This is a genomic window from Streptococcus chenjunshii (assembly GCF_003086355.1).
In the GTDB taxonomy this organism is placed as follows: domain Bacteria; phylum Bacillota; class Bacilli; order Lactobacillales; family Streptococcaceae; genus Streptococcus; species Streptococcus chenjunshii.
In genome coordinates this window covers 1452450-1467867 of record NZ_CP031733.1, presented here as the reverse complement: position 1 = coordinate 1467867, position 15418 = coordinate 1452450, and the positions used below count along the sequence as shown (strand labels likewise).

General features: G+C 43.5%; 15 protein-coding genes and 1 tRNA gene. All 16 read left to right on the top strand.

The genetic code is table 11. From position 1 onward, the window contains the following. The first annotated feature begins 132 nt into the window (after positions 1-132). The 16 genes from DDV21_RS07095 to DDV21_RS07020 all read left to right on the top strand — a co-directional run bounded on the left by DDV21_RS07095 (position 133) and on the right by DDV21_RS07020 (position 14981). Positions 133-336 carry a hypothetical protein gene (locus DDV21_RS07095; protein WP_117287784.1) on the top strand — a complete coding sequence of 68 codons (204 nt, stop codon included), beginning with the start codon at positions 133-135 and terminating at the stop codon, positions 334-336. Between the two features lie 66 nt (positions 337-402). Next, positions 403-1077: a hypothetical protein gene (locus tag DDV21_RS07090; RefSeq protein ID WP_117287783.1), complete on the top strand. Its 675-nt coding sequence runs from the start codon at positions 403-405 to the stop codon at positions 1075-1077. A gap of 4 nt (positions 1078-1081) precedes the next feature. Further along, entirely contained in the window at positions 1082-3613 is a 2532-nt protein-coding gene (locus DDV21_RS11915) for an SA1320 family protein (RefSeq protein WP_241964657.1), read from the top strand. A gap of 244 nt (positions 3614-3857) precedes the next feature. Beyond that, positions 3858-5099, top strand: coding sequence for an efflux RND transporter periplasmic adaptor subunit (locus tag DDV21_RS07080; RefSeq protein ID WP_116877698.1), 1242 nt, complete (start codon positions 3858-3860; stop codon positions 5097-5099). A 13-nt stretch (positions 5100-5112) separates the two neighbouring features. Beyond that, positions 5113-5823 (top strand): ABC transporter ATP-binding protein, encoded by a 711-nt coding sequence (locus DDV21_RS07075; protein WP_116877697.1) that lies wholly within the window; start codon positions 5113-5115, stop codon positions 5821-5823. Positions 5824-5833: 10 nt separating this feature from the next. Beyond that, positions 5834-7075: an ABC transporter permease gene (locus DDV21_RS07070; protein WP_116877696.1), complete on the top strand. Its 1242-nt coding sequence runs from the start codon at positions 5834-5836 to the stop codon at positions 7073-7075. 182 nt (positions 7076-7257) lie between these two features. Beyond that, positions 7258-7854, top strand: coding sequence for a TVP38/TMEM64 family protein (locus DDV21_RS07065; RefSeq protein ID WP_116877695.1), 597 nt, complete (start codon positions 7258-7260; stop codon positions 7852-7854). Between the two features lie 124 nt (positions 7855-7978). Continuing rightward, complete coding sequence (gene rpsP, locus DDV21_RS07060; RefSeq protein ID WP_116877694.1) at positions 7979-8251, top strand: 30S ribosomal protein S16; 273 nt, start codon at positions 7979-7981, stop codon at positions 8249-8251. Positions 8252-8260: 9 nt separating this feature from the next. Beyond that, a complete protein-coding gene (locus tag DDV21_RS07055) occupies positions 8261-8500 on the top strand; it encodes a KH domain-containing protein (RefSeq protein ID WP_116877693.1) in 240 nt (79 codons plus the stop codon). Between the two features lie 132 nt (positions 8501-8632). Continuing rightward, a tRNA-Gln gene (locus DDV21_RS07050) sits at positions 8633-8704 on the top strand. Positions 8705-8781: 77 nt separating this feature from the next. Next, a complete protein-coding gene (rimM, locus tag DDV21_RS07045) occupies positions 8782-9300 on the top strand; it encodes a ribosome maturation factor RimM (RefSeq protein WP_116877692.1) in 519 nt (172 codons plus the stop codon). Continuing rightward, positions 9287-10021, top strand: coding sequence for a tRNA (guanosine(37)-N1)-methyltransferase TrmD (trmD, locus tag DDV21_RS07040; protein WP_116877691.1), 735 nt, complete (start codon positions 9287-9289; stop codon positions 10019-10021). The genes rimM and trmD overlap by 14 nt, the downstream gene beginning before the upstream one ends. A 173-nt stretch (positions 10022-10194) precedes the next feature. Continuing rightward, positions 10195-11193: an NAD(P)/FAD-dependent oxidoreductase gene (locus tag DDV21_RS07035; protein ID WP_116877690.1), complete on the top strand. Its 999-nt coding sequence runs from the start codon at positions 10195-10197 to the stop codon at positions 11191-11193. A gap of 139 nt (positions 11194-11332) precedes the next feature. Beyond that, positions 11333-12118, top strand: a complete 786-nt coding sequence (locus tag DDV21_RS07030; RefSeq protein WP_241964656.1) for a DeoR/GlpR family DNA-binding transcription regulator — start codon at positions 11333-11335, stop codon at positions 12116-12118. Further along, positions 12115-13026: a 1-phosphofructokinase gene (gene pfkB / locus DDV21_RS07025; RefSeq protein WP_116877689.1), complete on the top strand. Its 912-nt coding sequence runs from the start codon at positions 12115-12117 to the stop codon at positions 13024-13026. Before DDV21_RS07030 ends, pfkB begins: the two co-directional genes overlap by 4 nt. Next, entirely contained in the window at positions 13023-14981 is a 1959-nt protein-coding gene (locus tag DDV21_RS07020) for a PTS fructose transporter subunit IIABC (RefSeq protein WP_116877688.1), read from the top strand. The genes pfkB and DDV21_RS07020 overlap by 4 nt, the downstream gene beginning before the upstream one ends. The last annotated feature ends 437 nt before the right edge of the window (positions 14982-15418 follow it).

Sequence of the window (15418 nt, the reverse complement as noted above, 5' to 3'; positions counted from 1 at the left end):
AAGGATGAGAACTTCTAATCAGCACTGCGCCAAATTCATCTGTTTAAAAAGTAAAACGAGGCGGGGGACCCTGCCTCATTTTGATATTCAAACTGTGTTTTTTCGCACTGGTATTATATGAAGGCGGACGGCATGACCGATGTGACCTCCGATATGGCTATCGGGACCAATGATGCCCTTTATTTGGAAGAATTGGAAAAGAAAGCTGCCGCCTTTTATGAAAAAGTGGAGCGGCAGGGAGCCCATATCACAGTCTCTGCCGGCCATTCCTACGGCGATTTTCTCTCTAGCCGTGTGGCTGCACTCAAGCAGATTCCTCATCAATATCAGTCCTAATTCTCATAATTTTCACATTAAAGCAAACCATGTTACAATAATAAAAAAGCAAAAAAGGAGCCAGCGATGAAAAGCTTATGGAAACGAGGTCTCCTGATTTTAGGAGGAGTGATACTAATGACAGCTGCAGCCTGCACCAAAGAACCTATCCCTGATAACCGCACTAAAGAACAGTACGAACTGGAACAGGAATTCCAGCCTCTTTTTGATTTTCTGGCAGAAGAAAAGAAGGATTTTTCTAAGATTAGTAAGTACAAAAGTACTTTATTTGAGACAGAGCGAAAAACGAATATAGAAAAGAGTTATGGTGTTAATTTTGATAAATTAATTTATAGTAAAGACGGAACGTATACTATTACAGAAGACGGGAAGGCAGTAGAATATCTTGTTTCTGTTAATGAAAATAATAAACTATTTTATCCTAGTTCTGTTCCAATAGAGTATGATGATAACCTTTTTAATCTTCATTTGGAAAAAGATTTTTTTGAAAAACTCCCTATTTCAGATTATACAGCTGAACATCCGGAAACTTATTTGAAAGATATAAGTTATGAGGTAGACAGCAGTATTCCTTTTTTGAAGCAATTGATGGAAAGGTATGATATAAACCAAAATGCAGATATATCTCTTTATATAGAGAATTACTATGAAGGGGATGACATGGTATATGTTATAAGAATTAGTCTAGTAGATGATTATAAAATTTTTGATATTATAAATAAAATAACTTTCAGGGAGTGAAATAATGAGTGAATTAAGTGGTGCTGAAAAATTAGAACGACGAGTTGATGTATCAGCTGAGATTTCCGATTATGTTTACACATATGAACAAAATTATACAAAAGCACTAAAAGATAATCCCAAGCTAAATCAAGATGAGTTAAATAAAAAGGCATTAAAAGATTTTTATGTTCCAAATAATACCACCATCACGGACGCTATGTACGATGAGGAGACAGGGGTGGCAGCGCTGGCGGTAGAGGACAGTCAGACGGGCGAGACCTATATTGCCTATGCCGGCACCAATATGAAGGCGGACGGCATGACCGATGTGACCTCCGATATGGCTATCGGAACCAATGATGCCCTTTATTTGGAAGAATTGGAAAAGAAAGCTGCCGCCTTTTATGAAAAAGTGGAGCGGCAGGGAGCCAATATCACAGTTTCTGCCGGCCATTCCTACGGCGATTTTCTCTCCAGCCGTGTGGCTGCCCTCAAGCAGATTCCTTACAAGTTCGGTTTTCAAGGGGCTCCTCAGGCCGTCAGTCTTCTCACTCTGCAGGAAACCGCGCTGCAGCAAGCTCTGACCACTAACAACGGCTATGCGCCTCCGGAACTCTTCACTGCAGCAGAAGCCTCCCGCACAGCAGCCGACCGGGCTAAAAAGCTGGTTGCGGATTATCAGGGCTATGCGATCACCTTTTCCACCACCCGGGATATCCTGACCAATGCCCTCTGGGATCAGCCCAAAGGGGAAATTTCCTTTGACGGTCACATCGATTTGTTTAACCGCAATGGGGATAAGGCCGCCAGCGGACTCATGACCGCTTTGGAGATCGCTATGGGAACCCAAAGCGACCCTTTGTATTTGGGGCGGGTTCAGGCGGTGGATGTTCCTGTCTTCCACAGCATGCGGGACTACCGTCAGAGTGCTGAGGCCATGGCCTACAGCAGACAGATTGTGCTGGAAGAAGCTTACGGTGTTGATTTTGGCCGCGACGGCAGTTTAGAATTCGCCGTAACCCCGGACTACCTGACCAGTCAGCCTCTGCTGCCGTCTTTTGCTTCTTCCGGCGGGACGATTAAACTGGATACAGCGGCATTAGAAGGGCTGATAGGCAATCTTGGAACCGTCCAGAGTCAGCTCCAAGACCTGATTGACCTGACAGCTCGGGCATCTGCCGAAAATCTGACCGTTATGGAGAATATGAGCGGCCGGCAGCAGAATTTGAAAACCGTTATCGTCGAGCACCTGCACAATATCAGTCTGGTCAAGGCCATCGAAGATATTGACAAGGCTTGTGAAGACTTAGAAGAGCTGTTTGATGAGCTGCCCACCCTTTCCAACTACAAAAGCTCTGCCTTTTCCGGGCAGTTTGATACCTGGACCAAAGACTGGTTTAAGGGAGAGAAAGGCTGGAACCCCAAGACGACCGCCAGTGAGCTGGAGACGATGGCGACCGCTGCCAGCAGCTTAAAAAGCATGATTGACGGTGAGATTCTCTCTCAGGTTTCCCAGATTACGAGCAGCAGTTTGAATGATTGGCTTACGGAAGCACTTGACGGCGGACTGCTTGAAAACACCAGCACCAGCGCCTTAGCTAAAAAAGGCGAAAATCTGGTTAACCAGTTCGAAGGGGCCATTGAAGCGTCGCTTCAGGGTTTAGGCAGCCGCAGTCAGTTTGCGGACGGTCTGCCTCAGGCTGTCCATGAACTGCTGGGGGTTATCGCTCAGAATCTGACCAGCCTTTTGCAGGCAGTCGCTTATACCTCAAGTGTGGCGCAGACCATCAAAACGACGATGGAGACTGCAGATATCGGTCTGGCCAATGCTATCAGCACTTTTGATACCAGCCAGATTCCGGATGTGGCGGTCAGTGTATCCGAGAGTTATGAGGGTTATCTGGAGAGCAGCGGGGTTTTTGATGACCGGGCGGTGCTATCGGCCTTTGACGATCAGGTGGATGTGCGGTCCAGCGATTTGGCCGAGGACATGTCCGGACAGTTTTCGACCTACCTGCGCGGTGCAGAAGACTCTCTGACCGAAGTCAATGTTAAGATGACTGGTCTTTCTTACAGTTTGGACGATTTACTGAAGGAGGCGAAGAAAACCGTTAGCTACAAGGACAAACTGGATTTAAAACCCGATGGTCAAACACCGCCTAAAAAGACTTTTGGGCCCCTTGGGAAAGCCATATCGGTTTTGGAAACGATGAAGACAGTCAACACCAGTCTGACAGCGATTGACAGCCAGATGACGACCGCTCTGACAACGATTAATACGGTATCAGGTATGCTGGGCGGCTTTACACCAGTCTTTCGCACTGGGATGGAGGATGCTTTTTACGGAGCGGCCGGTTTAGAGGCCATCGTCCGCAGCCAGAAGGCAGTGGGTCAGATATTAGCAGCGGTAAAGGCTCGTTTTGAAGAGCTGGGACAGGAGCTGGCAACAATCAATGAAGGGGAAGCCGTTAGAGCACTGGGCAGCAAAATGCAGGACAGCACTCAGCTGATGGGACACGCGGCTACCCTTATTGAAGATTGTTTTGGCGATTAGGCCAGCAAAACAGTCAGCTGCTGAATCAAGCTGATTTTGAGTGCCTGCTTTCGATTAGGTGAGAGGACGTCTGTCCCTCTTTTTTTCTTACAAAACTGTAAGGTCATTGTTGGATTTATCAGCTATACTAAATATAGTAAAGCAGTCCATAAAATCTCTTTAAACCAGTCAGAATTTTCTTGACAAGAGCTTAAAAAGATTATATACTTGTTCTAATGATGTAATACAAATCAGAGGAGGCATTATGGTTAAAAAGAGAAGAACAAAGCAACTAAGCAAAAGAACAAAAGGTATCATATGGGGAGCTGTTGCAGCCGGTGTTATTATTATCGGTACTGTTCTATATTTGCAGCAGAATAGTTCACAGTCAGATTCTGCCTCCAAGGAATATTCTTTGGTCAATGCCACAGAAGGCAATGTCAAATCGACAACTCTGCTGTCAGGAACGGTTAAAGCGACTTCAGAACAGTATGTCTACTTCGACAGCAGCAAAGGAACGCAGGCGACAGTGAACGTATCAGCAGGGGATCAGGTCACTGCTGGTCAGCAGCTAGTTCAATATGATGCAACAACGGCACAGGCAGCTTATGACAGTGCTGTCAGAGCGGCTAATAAAATCGCCCGTCAGATTGAATACCTGAAGACTTACGGCAATTTGCCGACAACAGAAACTTCTGTTGATGAAGAAACGGGGGAAACAACAACAACTACTGTTCCTCCAACTCAGCAAGCAACTGCTAACTATAATCAGCAGCTTCAGGATCTTAATGATTCCTATGCTGATACTCAGTCTGAAATCTCTAAAGCTCAGGAAGCGCTCAACCAAACAATTATTACCAGTGATGTGACGGGAACTGTCGTTGAAGTGAATCATGATGTCGATCCATCCTCTAAAGAAAGTCAGACATTGGTTCATGTAGTTACAGAAGGGCAGCTGCGGATTGAAGGAACCTTGACAGAGTATGATTTGGCCAACATCAGTAACGGTCAGCAGGTCAAGATCACTTCTAAAGTCTATCCTGATCAGGAATGGACAGGAACGATTTCACATATTTCCAATTACCCTAAAGAAACAGGCAATACTGGAAATACCTCCAGCAATTCGTCAGGCAATTCCAATTCATCAGGGAATTCGAGCGGGGCAAGCTATGAATATAGAGCTGATATCACCAGTCCGCTCAATGACTTAAAGCAAGGATTTACCGTTTCCGTTGAAGTGACAGATGATACTAAACATATCTTGGTGCCGCTGACAGCGATAGTCAATGAAGGTGATAAAAATTATGTCTGGCTTTATGATGATAATTCTTCTCAGGTGAAAAAAACTGAAGTCAGTCTGGGAAATGCTGATGCTAAATCGCAGGAAATCACAGGCGGTTTGCAGACAGGTCAGATTGTAATTGAAAATCCCGATAAAAACCTTAAAGAAGGGCAGAAAGTTGACAATACGGTATCAGGAGATACAGATTCAGCTGAGGATAAATAAGAGGTGAGCAAGGATGGCAAAAGATAGAAAAAAATTAATCGATCTGCATCAAATCACCAAATCTTATCAGAACGGCGATCAGGAATTACAAGTTTTAAAGGGAATAGACCTGACAGTTGATGAAGGAGAATTTTTAGCTATTATGGGGCCTTCCGGTTCAGGAAAGTCTACTCTGATGAATATTATCGGTCTGCTTGATAAACCGACATCAGGTGACTACAGTCTGGATGGTACTCGAGTTGAGCATCTGAAAGAGAAAAAGCTGGCTGCTGTCCGCAATGAAGAAATTGGATTTATTTTCCAGCAGTTTTTTCTTCTATCTAAATTGAATGCTCTGCAAAATGTCGAGCTGCCTTTAATATATGCAGGAGTTGGTGTCGGGAAAAGACGGCAGCTGGCTCGGCAGTTTTTGGATAAGGTTGAACTGTCTGATCGTATCAAACATTTGCCGTCTGAATTATCCGGTGGACAGAAGCAGCGGGTCGCCATTGCTCGGGCGTTGGTCAACAGTCCTGCGATTATCTTAGCGGATGAACCAACAGGCGCTCTCGATACCAAAACGGGCGAGCAAATCATGGAGCTGCTGACAGAGCTCAATCAGGAAGGCAAAACGATTATTATGGTAACGCATGAACCTGAAATTGCCGACTTCGCTAAGCGCCGGATTGTTATCCGAGACGGAGAAATCAGTGCCGACACAACAGACAGTGTCAGAATTGACTAGGGAGGGGAAAATGGAAAACTGGAAATTTGCCCTTAGTTCAATTATGGGGCACAAAATGCGCTCTTTTCTGACCATGCTGGGGATTATCATCGGTGTGGCCTCTGTCGTTCTTATCATGGCTCTGGGGCAGGGACTGCAAAACGGAATTAATAATCAAGTCTACCAAAGTCAGAAAAACTTAAATGTTTACTATAAAACCGCTGAACAAAAGAAAGCGGAAGAAGATCCTTATTATTCAGGTGATACTAATGCATTATCAGAGGAGGCTCCGACTCTAAAAGAAGAATGGGTGCAGCAGATTGCACAAAATACGGATGGAATATCTAATTACTATATCACCAACAGTACAACCTCTGCTGTATCTTATGGGAAAAAAACGATTGATAACGTTAATATAACAGGAATTAACGGGACCTATCTGTCTGTTCAGAAATTTAAGATTGTATCAGGACGGGCTTTTACTGATACCGATTACCGGACATTTGCCCGGATCATCATGCTGGAAGACCGTCTGGCTAAACAGCTTTTTGGAGACAGTGAATCTGCTCTGAATCAGGTCGTTGATTTGACAGATAAAAATTATTTGGTTGTTGGTGTTTATAAAGACGAGGACGCTAACAATTCTTATAATATAGCATCTGGAGGCAATGCTATTATGACCAATACACAGCTGGCCAGTGAATTTGGTGCTAAGGAAAACGACCAAATTTATTTTCATATTGATGATGTCAGTAAAGCCAATGCAATTGGCAAACAGGCTGGCGCCGAGCTGACTAAACTGTCAGGGGCCAGAGATGGCTTTTATGAAAATTACAATATGGACGCTCTTATCGAACAAGCTAATCAAATAGCTAGCATGTATACATTGGCTTTCGGTGTTATTGCCGGTATTTCTCTGCTTGTAGGGGGTATCGGTGTGATGAACATTATGCTGGTTTCGGTAACGGAGAGGACACGCGAAATTGGTCTGCGTAAAGCCCTAGGAGCGACACGCGGAAAAATATTGAGCCAATTTTTGATTGAGTCTATGGTTTTGACTATTTTAGGTGGTTTTATTGGCTTGCTTTTGGCTTATGCTGGCGTTCAAGCTTTAAAAGACCCTTTGAAAGCACAGCAGATTATTCCGGAAGTATCGCTTCAGGTCGTTATTATCAGTATTGTCTTCTCAGCTTTTATCGGAATTATCTTTGGGATTTTGCCTGCCAATAAAGCAAGTAAGCTGGATCCGATTGAAGCTTTGCGCTATGAATAGTTAATAAGCTGATCACAGCCTAAAGCTGCTGGGAAAGAGACGCGATTATTTGAAGTGCAAGCGAATTACGAGTGTGGCTGCTCAGTGAGTATAGACTGTCCTCGAATCTGAGGATTCATTGATCGGCCTCCTCTCTTTTCCTTTTGCGTTTTTCACGATTTTTGTATCTTGTTAGAAGGGGTATGATGTCTTACCATACTTGGCAAAAAATTTTTAAGCTTATTGGCTGGCTGTCTCTTCTTGTGACGATTGTTTTTGTTGTTTATCTGTTTAAAGGCTTAAATATCTTAAATAATCCAGATGCTCTGACGAAGGCATTAAAAGAACAGCTGGTTTTAGGGGCTTTACTTTTTTTTCTGTTACAGATTATTCAAGTTGTGATTCCCATTATTCCCGGCGGTGTCACAACTGTTGTTGGCTTTTTGGCTTTCGGTCCTTTTCTAGGTTTTATTTTAAACTACTTGGGGATTGTTATCGGAAGTATCATTCTTTTTGCTTTGACACGCCATTTTGGCCGAAAATTTATTTTCTTGTTTGTAACAGAAAAACAGTTTCACCGTTATGAAAAGATGCTTTTTACACCGACTTATGAGAAATTTTTCATCTTGAATATGCTCTCTCCTGTCTCCCCTGCCGACATTTTAGTCATGGTGACAGGACTTACCAGTATGACATACAGGCGGTTTATCAAAATTATGTTGCTTTGCAAGCCGGTTTCTATTGTGTTTTATGGTTACTTTTGGATTTACGGCGGTAAATTTATAAAGCATTTATTGTAAAAAAACAGGGGGTGTCAAGAAAAAAACTTGACACCTCTGTTTTTTATGTTACAATAATTAAGACAGTTCTATCATTTATGATAGTTTAGTCCAATATTATATATTAGAAAAGAGATTTTAATTAATGGCAGTAAAAATTCGTTTAACACGCATGGGATCTAAGAAAAAACCTTTTTATCGTATCAATGTAGCTGATTCGCGTTCTCCGCGCGATGGCCGTTTTATCGAAACTGTTGGAACCTATAATCCGCTTATTGAAGAAAATCAAGTGACGCTCAAAGAAGAACGGATTCTTGATTGGCTGTCTAAGGGCGCTCAGCCTTCTGATACAGTCCGCAATATTCTTTCAAAAGCCGGAATTATGAAAAAGTTCCATGATTCTAAATTTAAAAAATAGTGTGAGCCTATGGATACAATCGAAAATCTAATTGTTGCTATTGTGACGCCTTTGATTTCACAACCGGATTTATTTACAATTAGAATCAAAGACACCCCTGATTTTCTGGAATACCATCTTGATTTAGCGACTCAGGATATCGGCCGGATTATCGGTAAAAAAGGCCGTACGATTACGGCGATAAGATCCATTGTTTATTCGGTGCCGACTCAAGGTAAAAAAGTCAGGCTGGTCATTGACGAAAAATAAGACCTCTGTTTTGGTACTGTCCTCAAGTTTCTGTTTGTCTCAAATTTGAGGACAGTCTTCTTTAAACAGGATAATTTTCTTTTCAGACACCTTGACAAATACTTTTGATTAGCCTAAAATAGTAATTAGTTTTGGGGTATGGCCAAGCGGTAAGGCAAGGGACTTTGACTCCCTCATGCGTTGGTTCGAATCCAGCTACCCCAGTGAAAGTCTTTGACAGGCCAGGCCTGTCTTTTCTTTTGTTTTATTGCTAAGAGTTAAAAAATGTGAGCGGAGCAAAGATGAATTATTTTAATGTTGGAAAGATTGTTAATACACAGGGTCTTCAAGGTGAGATGCGGGTGCTCAGTGTCACTGATTTTGCTGAAGAACGTTTCAAAAAGGGATCTGTTTTGGCCTTGTTTGACGATAAAGATCAGTTTATCAGAGATGTAACCATTGTCAGCCACCGCAAACAAAAGAACTTTGATATTATCAAGTTTGAAGGGATGAATCACATTAATGCAATTGAGCAATATAGGGGTTTTTCTTTGAAAGTTGCTGAAGAAAACCTGTCGGATCTTCAGGAAGGTGAATTTTACTACCACGAGATTATTGGCCTAGATGTTTATGAAGAAGGGAATTTCATTGGGACAATCAAAGAAATTCTCCAGCCAGGGGCCAATGATGTCTGGGTTGTTAAACGTAAAGGCAGACAGGACTTGCTGCTTCCCTATATCCCATCCGTCATTCTTGATGTTGATACCGAGGCTGGCTGTGTTGCTGTCAGTCTTTTGGAAGGATTAGATGATGAAGATTGATATTCTGACCTTGTTTCCGGAAATGTTTGCCCCTTTGGAGCATTCCATTCTTGGAAAAGCAAAGGATAAAGGCTTGCTTGAAATCACTTATCATAATTTTCGGGAACAGGCCGAAAACGCCCGTCATGTTGATGATGAGCCCTATGGCGGCGGACAGGGGATGCTCCTGCGTGCTCAGCCTATTTTTGCGGCTGTTGAACAAATTGCGGCTGTTAAGCCTCGAATTATTTTGCTAGATCCTGCAGGCAGGTCCTTTGACCAAGCTTATGCAGAGGAACTGTCAAGAGAAGATGAACTGATTTTTATTTGCGGACACTATGAAGGCTACGATGAGCGGATTAAAAGTCTAGTAACAGATGAGATTTCACTGGGAGACTTTGTTTTAACTGGCGGTGAACTGGCTGCTATGGCAGTCATAGATGCCACTGTGCGTTTGCTGCCGGATGTTCTTGGCAAAAGGGTCAGTCATCAGGATGATTCTTTTTCTTCCGGTCTGCTTGAGTACCCTCAATATACCCGTCCTTATGATTTTCAGGGGCAGCGGGTGCCGGATGTGCTGCTGAGCGGCCATCATGAGAAAATCCGTCTTTGGCGGCTGGAACAAAGTTTACGAAAAACCTACGAGAGAAGACCGGATTTACTGGAAAACTGTCAGCTGTCAGATGAAGCTGAAGAGCTTCTGAAAAAAATCAAAAATGAGTTGGATCGGCGGTCAGATTAAAACAGCTGCAGCTTATAAAGAGCTGATTTAAGTTTCTGATCAGCTTGTGTGACTGGCTGAAAACAGGGGCTCATTATAGAGAAACCCACAGGTTAAAGCGCGTTCAGAGCAGCAGCTGATCAGCTGCTCTTATCTCATAATTGAGCGGGTTAATCGTTTAGAATGGAGAAATGATGACAAAAAATAAAGAAATCTATGATATTACGATTGTTGGCGGCGGTCCTGCAGGCCTTTTTGCGGCGTTTTATGCCGGTCTGCGCGGAGTATCTGTCAAAATTATTGAAAGCCTGTCGGAATTGGGAGGGCAGCCTGCCGTTTTATATCCCGAAAAGTTAATTTACGATATTCCGGCTTTTCCGGCTGTCAGCGGTGCAGACCTGACATCTAAACTGCTTGAACAGCTGGAACGTTTTGAGGATCAAATCACAGTCTGTCTGAAGGAAGAAGTAAAGACTTTTGTGAAAGAAGAGGGCCTTTTTACGATTCAAACTGATAAAGCAGAGCATTTTTCGCGGGCCCTTATTATCGCCTGCGGCAACGGAGCTTTTGCTCCTAGGCGCTTAGGTCTAGATCATGAGCTGGATTACGCTGACAATAATCTCTTTTATAATGTGCACCGATTAGAAGACTTTGCAGGTAAAAAAGTTATCATTTGCGGCGGAGGGGATTCAGCTGTTGATTGGGCACTGCATTTAGATGAGATAGCTGAAAGTGTGACATTGATTCACCGCCGTGATGCTTTTCGGGCGCATGAGCACAGTGTGGAACTTTTACAGACTTCCGGTGTCAGGATTCTAACACCTTATATCCCTGTTGAAATCAGCGGTCAAAATGGCTTTGCTGACCGCCTTAAAATTCAAAAAGTTAAATCTGAGGAGGCTATCACTCTCGACTTGGATGCACTGATTGTCAGCTTTGGTTTTTCTACTTCTAACAAAAATCTTAAAAACTGGGGGCTGGACTTTAAACGTTCCAGCATTATGGTGTCGCCGCTTTTTGAAACAAGTCAGGAAGGTGTTTATGCCATCGGAGATGCAGCCAGCTATGAGGGGAAAATAGATCTGATTGCCTCTGGTTTTGGTGAAGCACCGACAGCAGTAGCACAGGCGATTAAATATATTTATCCTGACCGTGATAATCGTTTGGTTCACTCGACTGCTTTAATCAAATAATCTCTGGATTTTTTCTGTAGCGATCCGTCTAAGCGCAAAGCATGGCTTTGGCTTAGGCGTTTTCTTTTTATCAAATGTTTGGCAATAATTTGAAAGAAAATGAGAGAATTCTATTGACAGATTTTGAAAAAATAGTATAATGATAACTGTAAACGATTTCATTGAGGAGGGAGGTGGAAATATTTTAAAGTCAAAACGCAAACAAGTGATTATGGAGGAGATTTCTAAAGATAGCTTTGTGACTCTGGAAAATCTGGTCACTATTCTTAAAACGTCTGAATCCACAGTACGGCGCGATTTAGATGAATTAGAAAGTGAGCATAAGCTGCACCGTGTTCACGGGGGAGCAGAGCTGTTGCATTCACTGCAGGAAGAGTTATCCAATAAGCAAAAATCTATCAAAAACGTTCAGCTAAAAACTGATATTGCTAAAAAGGCTGCTTCTTTTATTTCTGATGGTGAAGTCATCTTTATTGATGCGGGAACGACCACTGAACTGCTTTTGGATGAGCTGTTTCAAAACGATTTGAAAGTAGTGACGAATTCGATTCATCATGCTAGTAAATTGGTGGAGCACAATATTGAAACGCTGATTATCGGAGGAGTGGTGAAAACGACAACCGATGCCAGCATCGGCAATGTTGCGGTGGAACAGATCCGTCAGTTAAATTTTGATAAAGCTTTTTTAGGGATGAACGGTGTGGATGAGCAATTTTTGACCACTCCTGATATTGAAGAAGCTGTTATCAAAAAGACAGTTATTGAGAATGCTCAGAAATCATATATTTTAGCAGATTCTTCCAAAATCGGTCATGTTTCATTTGCCAAGGTGGACCGGATTGAGGCGGCTGAGCTCATTACCAACCATTCCGATATCGCTTTGATAAAGAAAATTAGAGAAAAAACGAGGGTATTCGAGGTATGATCTATACAGTTACTTTAAATCCTTCAATTGATTTTATTGTTCGCATTGATAGGCTTGAGCTAGGTGCTGTCAATCGTATGAAAAGCGACGATAAATTTACAGGAGGAAAAGGCATCAATGTCAGCCGTATTCTTCAGCGTTTGGGGCATGACAGTATTGCCACCGGCTTTGTGGGCGGCTTTACCGGTCAGTTTATTAAAGACGGTCTGAAGTCCGAAGGGATAAAAACAGAATTTATAGAAGTTGAAGAAGACACAAGAATCAATGTTAAAATTAAGGCTGATCGAGAGACTGAGATTAACGGAGCCGGCCCGCAAATTTCTGATGAGAAATCTGCAGAGCTGCAGGCGGTTCTGGCGGATTTAAGCAGTTCAGATACTGTTGTTTTTGCTGGCAGTGCGCCATCCAGTCTGGGCAATGCAGTCTATAAGCTCTTGATTCCCTTAGCTAAAAAGGCAGGGGCGCAGGTCGTCTGTGATTTTGAAGGTCAGACCCTCCTAGATGCTCTGGCTTATACCCCTTTGCTGGTAAAACCTAATAATCATGAGCTGGCTGATATTTTTGGGGTTGAGCTAGATGGGCTGGCCGATATCGAAAAGTATGCGCATAAACTCTTGGCAAAGGGAGCACAAAATGTCATTGTTTCAATGGCAGGGGACGGAGCCTTGCTGGTAAGTCCTGAGGCCAGTTACTTCGCTAAACCAATTAAAGGCGAAGTAAAAAACTCTGTTGGGGCCGGCGATTCAATGGTTGCTGGATTCACCGGAGAATATGTAAACACAGGCAATCTTCTTGAAGCTCTTAAGTGGGGAGTTGCCTGCGGAACAGCCACCACTTTTTCAGATGATTTGGCAAGCGCCGCATTTATTGAGGAAACTTATAAAAAAGTAGAGGTAGAAAAAATATGAAAATCCAAGACTTACTGAAAAAAGAAGTCATGATTCTTGATTTGCAGGCAGTTACTAAGGAGGCTGCTGTTGACGAAATGGTTACAAAGCTTGTAGATAAGGGCATTGTAACAGATTTTGCCACCTTTAAAGAAGGGATTATGAACCGTGAAGCACAAACATCAACCGGCCTGGGTGATGGGATTGCGATGCCACACAGCAAAAATGCAGCTGTTAAGGAAGCGACAGTTCTCTTTGCGAAATCACAGGCAGGCGTTGATTATGAAGCGCTTGACGGACAGCCTGTTGATCTTTTCTTTATGATTGCTGCTCCGGATGGAGCCAATGACACACATTTAGCAGCCTTGGCTGAGCTGTCAAAATACCTTTTAAAAGACGGTTTTGCAGACAAATTGCGCCAAGTTACAAGTCCTGAACAGGTTATCGCTGTTTTTGATGAAACAGAAGCAGAGGCTGGCAGCCAAGCGTCAGCGCCTGCTGCTGCATCAGTCTCTTCAGAAGACCAGCCTCTCATTGTTGCTGTGACAGCTTGTACGACAGGTATTGCGCATACCTATATGGCTGAAGAAGCCTTGATCAAACAAGGTCAGGAAATGGGGGTTCAAGTCCGCGTGGAAACGAACGGCGCCTCAGGGATTGGCAATAAACTGACAGATGATGAAATTAAACGTGCTAAAGGTGTTATTGTCGCTGCCGATAAAGCCGTTGAAATGTCACGTTTCAATGGAAAGCCTCTGATATCCCGTCCTGTTGCTGATGGGATTAAGAAGTCAGAAGAATTGATTAATCTTGTTCTTGACGGAAAGGCAGAAACCTATACCGCTTCTGAGACGGCTGCACCTGAAAGCAAGACAGAGAAAAACAGCCTTGGCGGTGCTTTCTATAAACACCTGATGAGCGGTGTTTCCCAGATGCTGCCGTTTGTAATCGGCGGCGGAATTATGATTGCCTTAGCCTTCCTTCTGGATAATCTGCTGGGTGTACCGCAGGACCAGCTGGGCAGTCTTGGTTCCTATAATGAAATCGCTGCTTTGTTTAAGAGTGTCGGGGATGTTGCTTTTAACTTTATGTTGCCGGTTCTTGCTGGTTACATTGCCTATTCAATTGCTGAGAAACCAGGGCTAGTTGCCGGTTTTGTTGCCGGAGCTATTGCTTCATCCGGTCTTGCTTGGGGCAAGGTCCCATTTGCAGCTGCTGTAAACGATGTTCCGGATGCTATCCCTTCTGGTTTTCTTGGAGCTCTTGTCGGCGGTTTCCTTGCCGGCGGTGTGATTCTGCTCCTCAAAAAGCTCCTTGCCGGCCTGCCTCGTTCGCTTGAAGGTATCAAGTCGATCTTGCTTTATCCGTTGCTGGGCGTATTTGTGACCGGATTTCTGATGCTGGCTGTCAATATCCCGATGGCCGCAATTAATACAGCTTTGAATAACTTCCTGGAAAGCCTTTCAGGTAGTTCAGCAGTACTGATGGGATTGGTTCTTGGCGGTATGATGGCTATTGATATGGGCGGTCCTTTCAACAAGGCGGCTTATGTCTTTGGTACAGGAACATTGGCTGCATCTATTGCAGACGGCGGTTCAGTTGTAATGGCTGCTGTAATGGCTGGAGGTATGGTGCCGCCATTGGCAATTTTTGTCGCTACACTTCTTTTCAAAAACAAATTTACGGAAGAAGAGCGGAATTCCGGTTTAACTAATATCATTATGGGACTGTCTTTCATCACAGAGGGGGCTATTCCATTTGCAGCGGCGGATCCGGGCCGTGCTATTCCAAGCTTTATGGCCGGTTCAGCCTTAGCGGGCGCTCTTGTTGGATATGCAGGAATCAAGCTTATGGCTCCGCACGGCGGTATCTTTGTTATCGCTCTGACCTCCAATCCTCTCCTGTACATTCTCTTTGTATTGGTGGGAGCAGTGGTCTCAGGTATTCTCTTCGGCGCTCTCAGAAAAGCTCAATAATATTTGCGTTTCCAATGACTGTGATATCTAAGATGTTTCGCATTTTTGAGCAGCGATAAATTCGATGGCCAAAGTCAGGAGTTTTTGCTCCGGCTTTGGCTTTTTTACTTATGGCGGGTTTTCTTAGCATCAGTTTTCATGAAAAAACAGAAGGAGGAGAACTTTTATCCTCACCCTGAAATTTTAAAATTTTGGAAAATGACTAAAATATCATTAGGCCTTACGGGAGTACCTTATCCTAGTCCAAGCTTAGAGACGAGAAAGCAAGGGGGAACTTTGCAATCTGGGATTCTGTCTCTCTCCCTAACGCCTTGCAGAGGTACATCTGCGAAATCGAAAATTTCGAACTTACCGTCAGCCGTAGCCGTCTGAAGGTTGATTTAAAAACTAGTCTTTAATTTTGTCAGTGTTATGTGCGAGATGTAGTAACCTAGCGC

What these genes read in the sequence shown, in the direction of transcription:
- DDV21_RS07095 (WP_117287784.1), top strand. Translation starts at nt 133, where the DNA reads ATGACCGATGTGACCTCCGATATGGCTATCGGGACCAATGATGCCCTT.
- DDV21_RS07090 (WP_117287783.1), top strand. Translation starts at nt 403, where the DNA reads ATGAAAAGCTTATGGAAACGAGGTCTCCTGATTTTAGGAGGAGTGATA.
- DDV21_RS11915 (WP_241964657.1), top strand. Translation starts at nt 1,082, where the DNA reads ATGAGTGAATTAAGTGGTGCTGAAAAATTAGAACGACGAGTTGATGTA.
- DDV21_RS07080 (WP_116877698.1), top strand. Translation starts at nt 3,858, where the DNA reads ATGGTTAAAAAGAGAAGAACAAAGCAACTAAGCAAAAGAACAAAAGGT.
- DDV21_RS07075 (WP_116877697.1), top strand. Translation starts at nt 5,113, where the DNA reads ATGGCAAAAGATAGAAAAAAATTAATCGATCTGCATCAAATCACCAAA.
- DDV21_RS07070 (WP_116877696.1), top strand. Translation starts at nt 5,834, where the DNA reads ATGGAAAACTGGAAATTTGCCCTTAGTTCAATTATGGGGCACAAAATG.
- DDV21_RS07065 (WP_116877695.1), top strand. Translation starts at nt 7,258, where the DNA reads ATGATGTCTTACCATACTTGGCAAAAAATTTTTAAGCTTATTGGCTGG.
- rpsP (WP_116877694.1), top strand. Translation starts at nt 7,979, where the DNA reads ATGGCAGTAAAAATTCGTTTAACACGCATGGGATCTAAGAAAAAACCT.
- DDV21_RS07055 (WP_116877693.1), top strand. Translation starts at nt 8,261, where the DNA reads ATGGATACAATCGAAAATCTAATTGTTGCTATTGTGACGCCTTTGATT.
- rimM (WP_116877692.1), top strand. Translation starts at nt 8,782, where the DNA reads ATGAATTATTTTAATGTTGGAAAGATTGTTAATACACAGGGTCTTCAA.
- trmD (WP_116877691.1), top strand. Translation starts at nt 9,287, where the DNA reads ATGATGAAGATTGATATTCTGACCTTGTTTCCGGAAATGTTTGCCCCT.
- DDV21_RS07035 (WP_116877690.1), top strand. Translation starts at nt 10,195, where the DNA reads ATGACAAAAAATAAAGAAATCTATGATATTACGATTGTTGGCGGCGGT.
- DDV21_RS07030 (WP_241964656.1), top strand. Translation starts at nt 11,333, where the DNA reads ATGATAACTGTAAACGATTTCATTGAGGAGGGAGGTGGAAATATTTTA.
- pfkB (WP_116877689.1), top strand. Translation starts at nt 12,115, where the DNA reads ATGATCTATACAGTTACTTTAAATCCTTCAATTGATTTTATTGTTCGC.
- DDV21_RS07020 (WP_116877688.1), top strand. Translation starts at nt 13,023, where the DNA reads ATGAAAATCCAAGACTTACTGAAAAAAGAAGTCATGATTCTTGATTTG.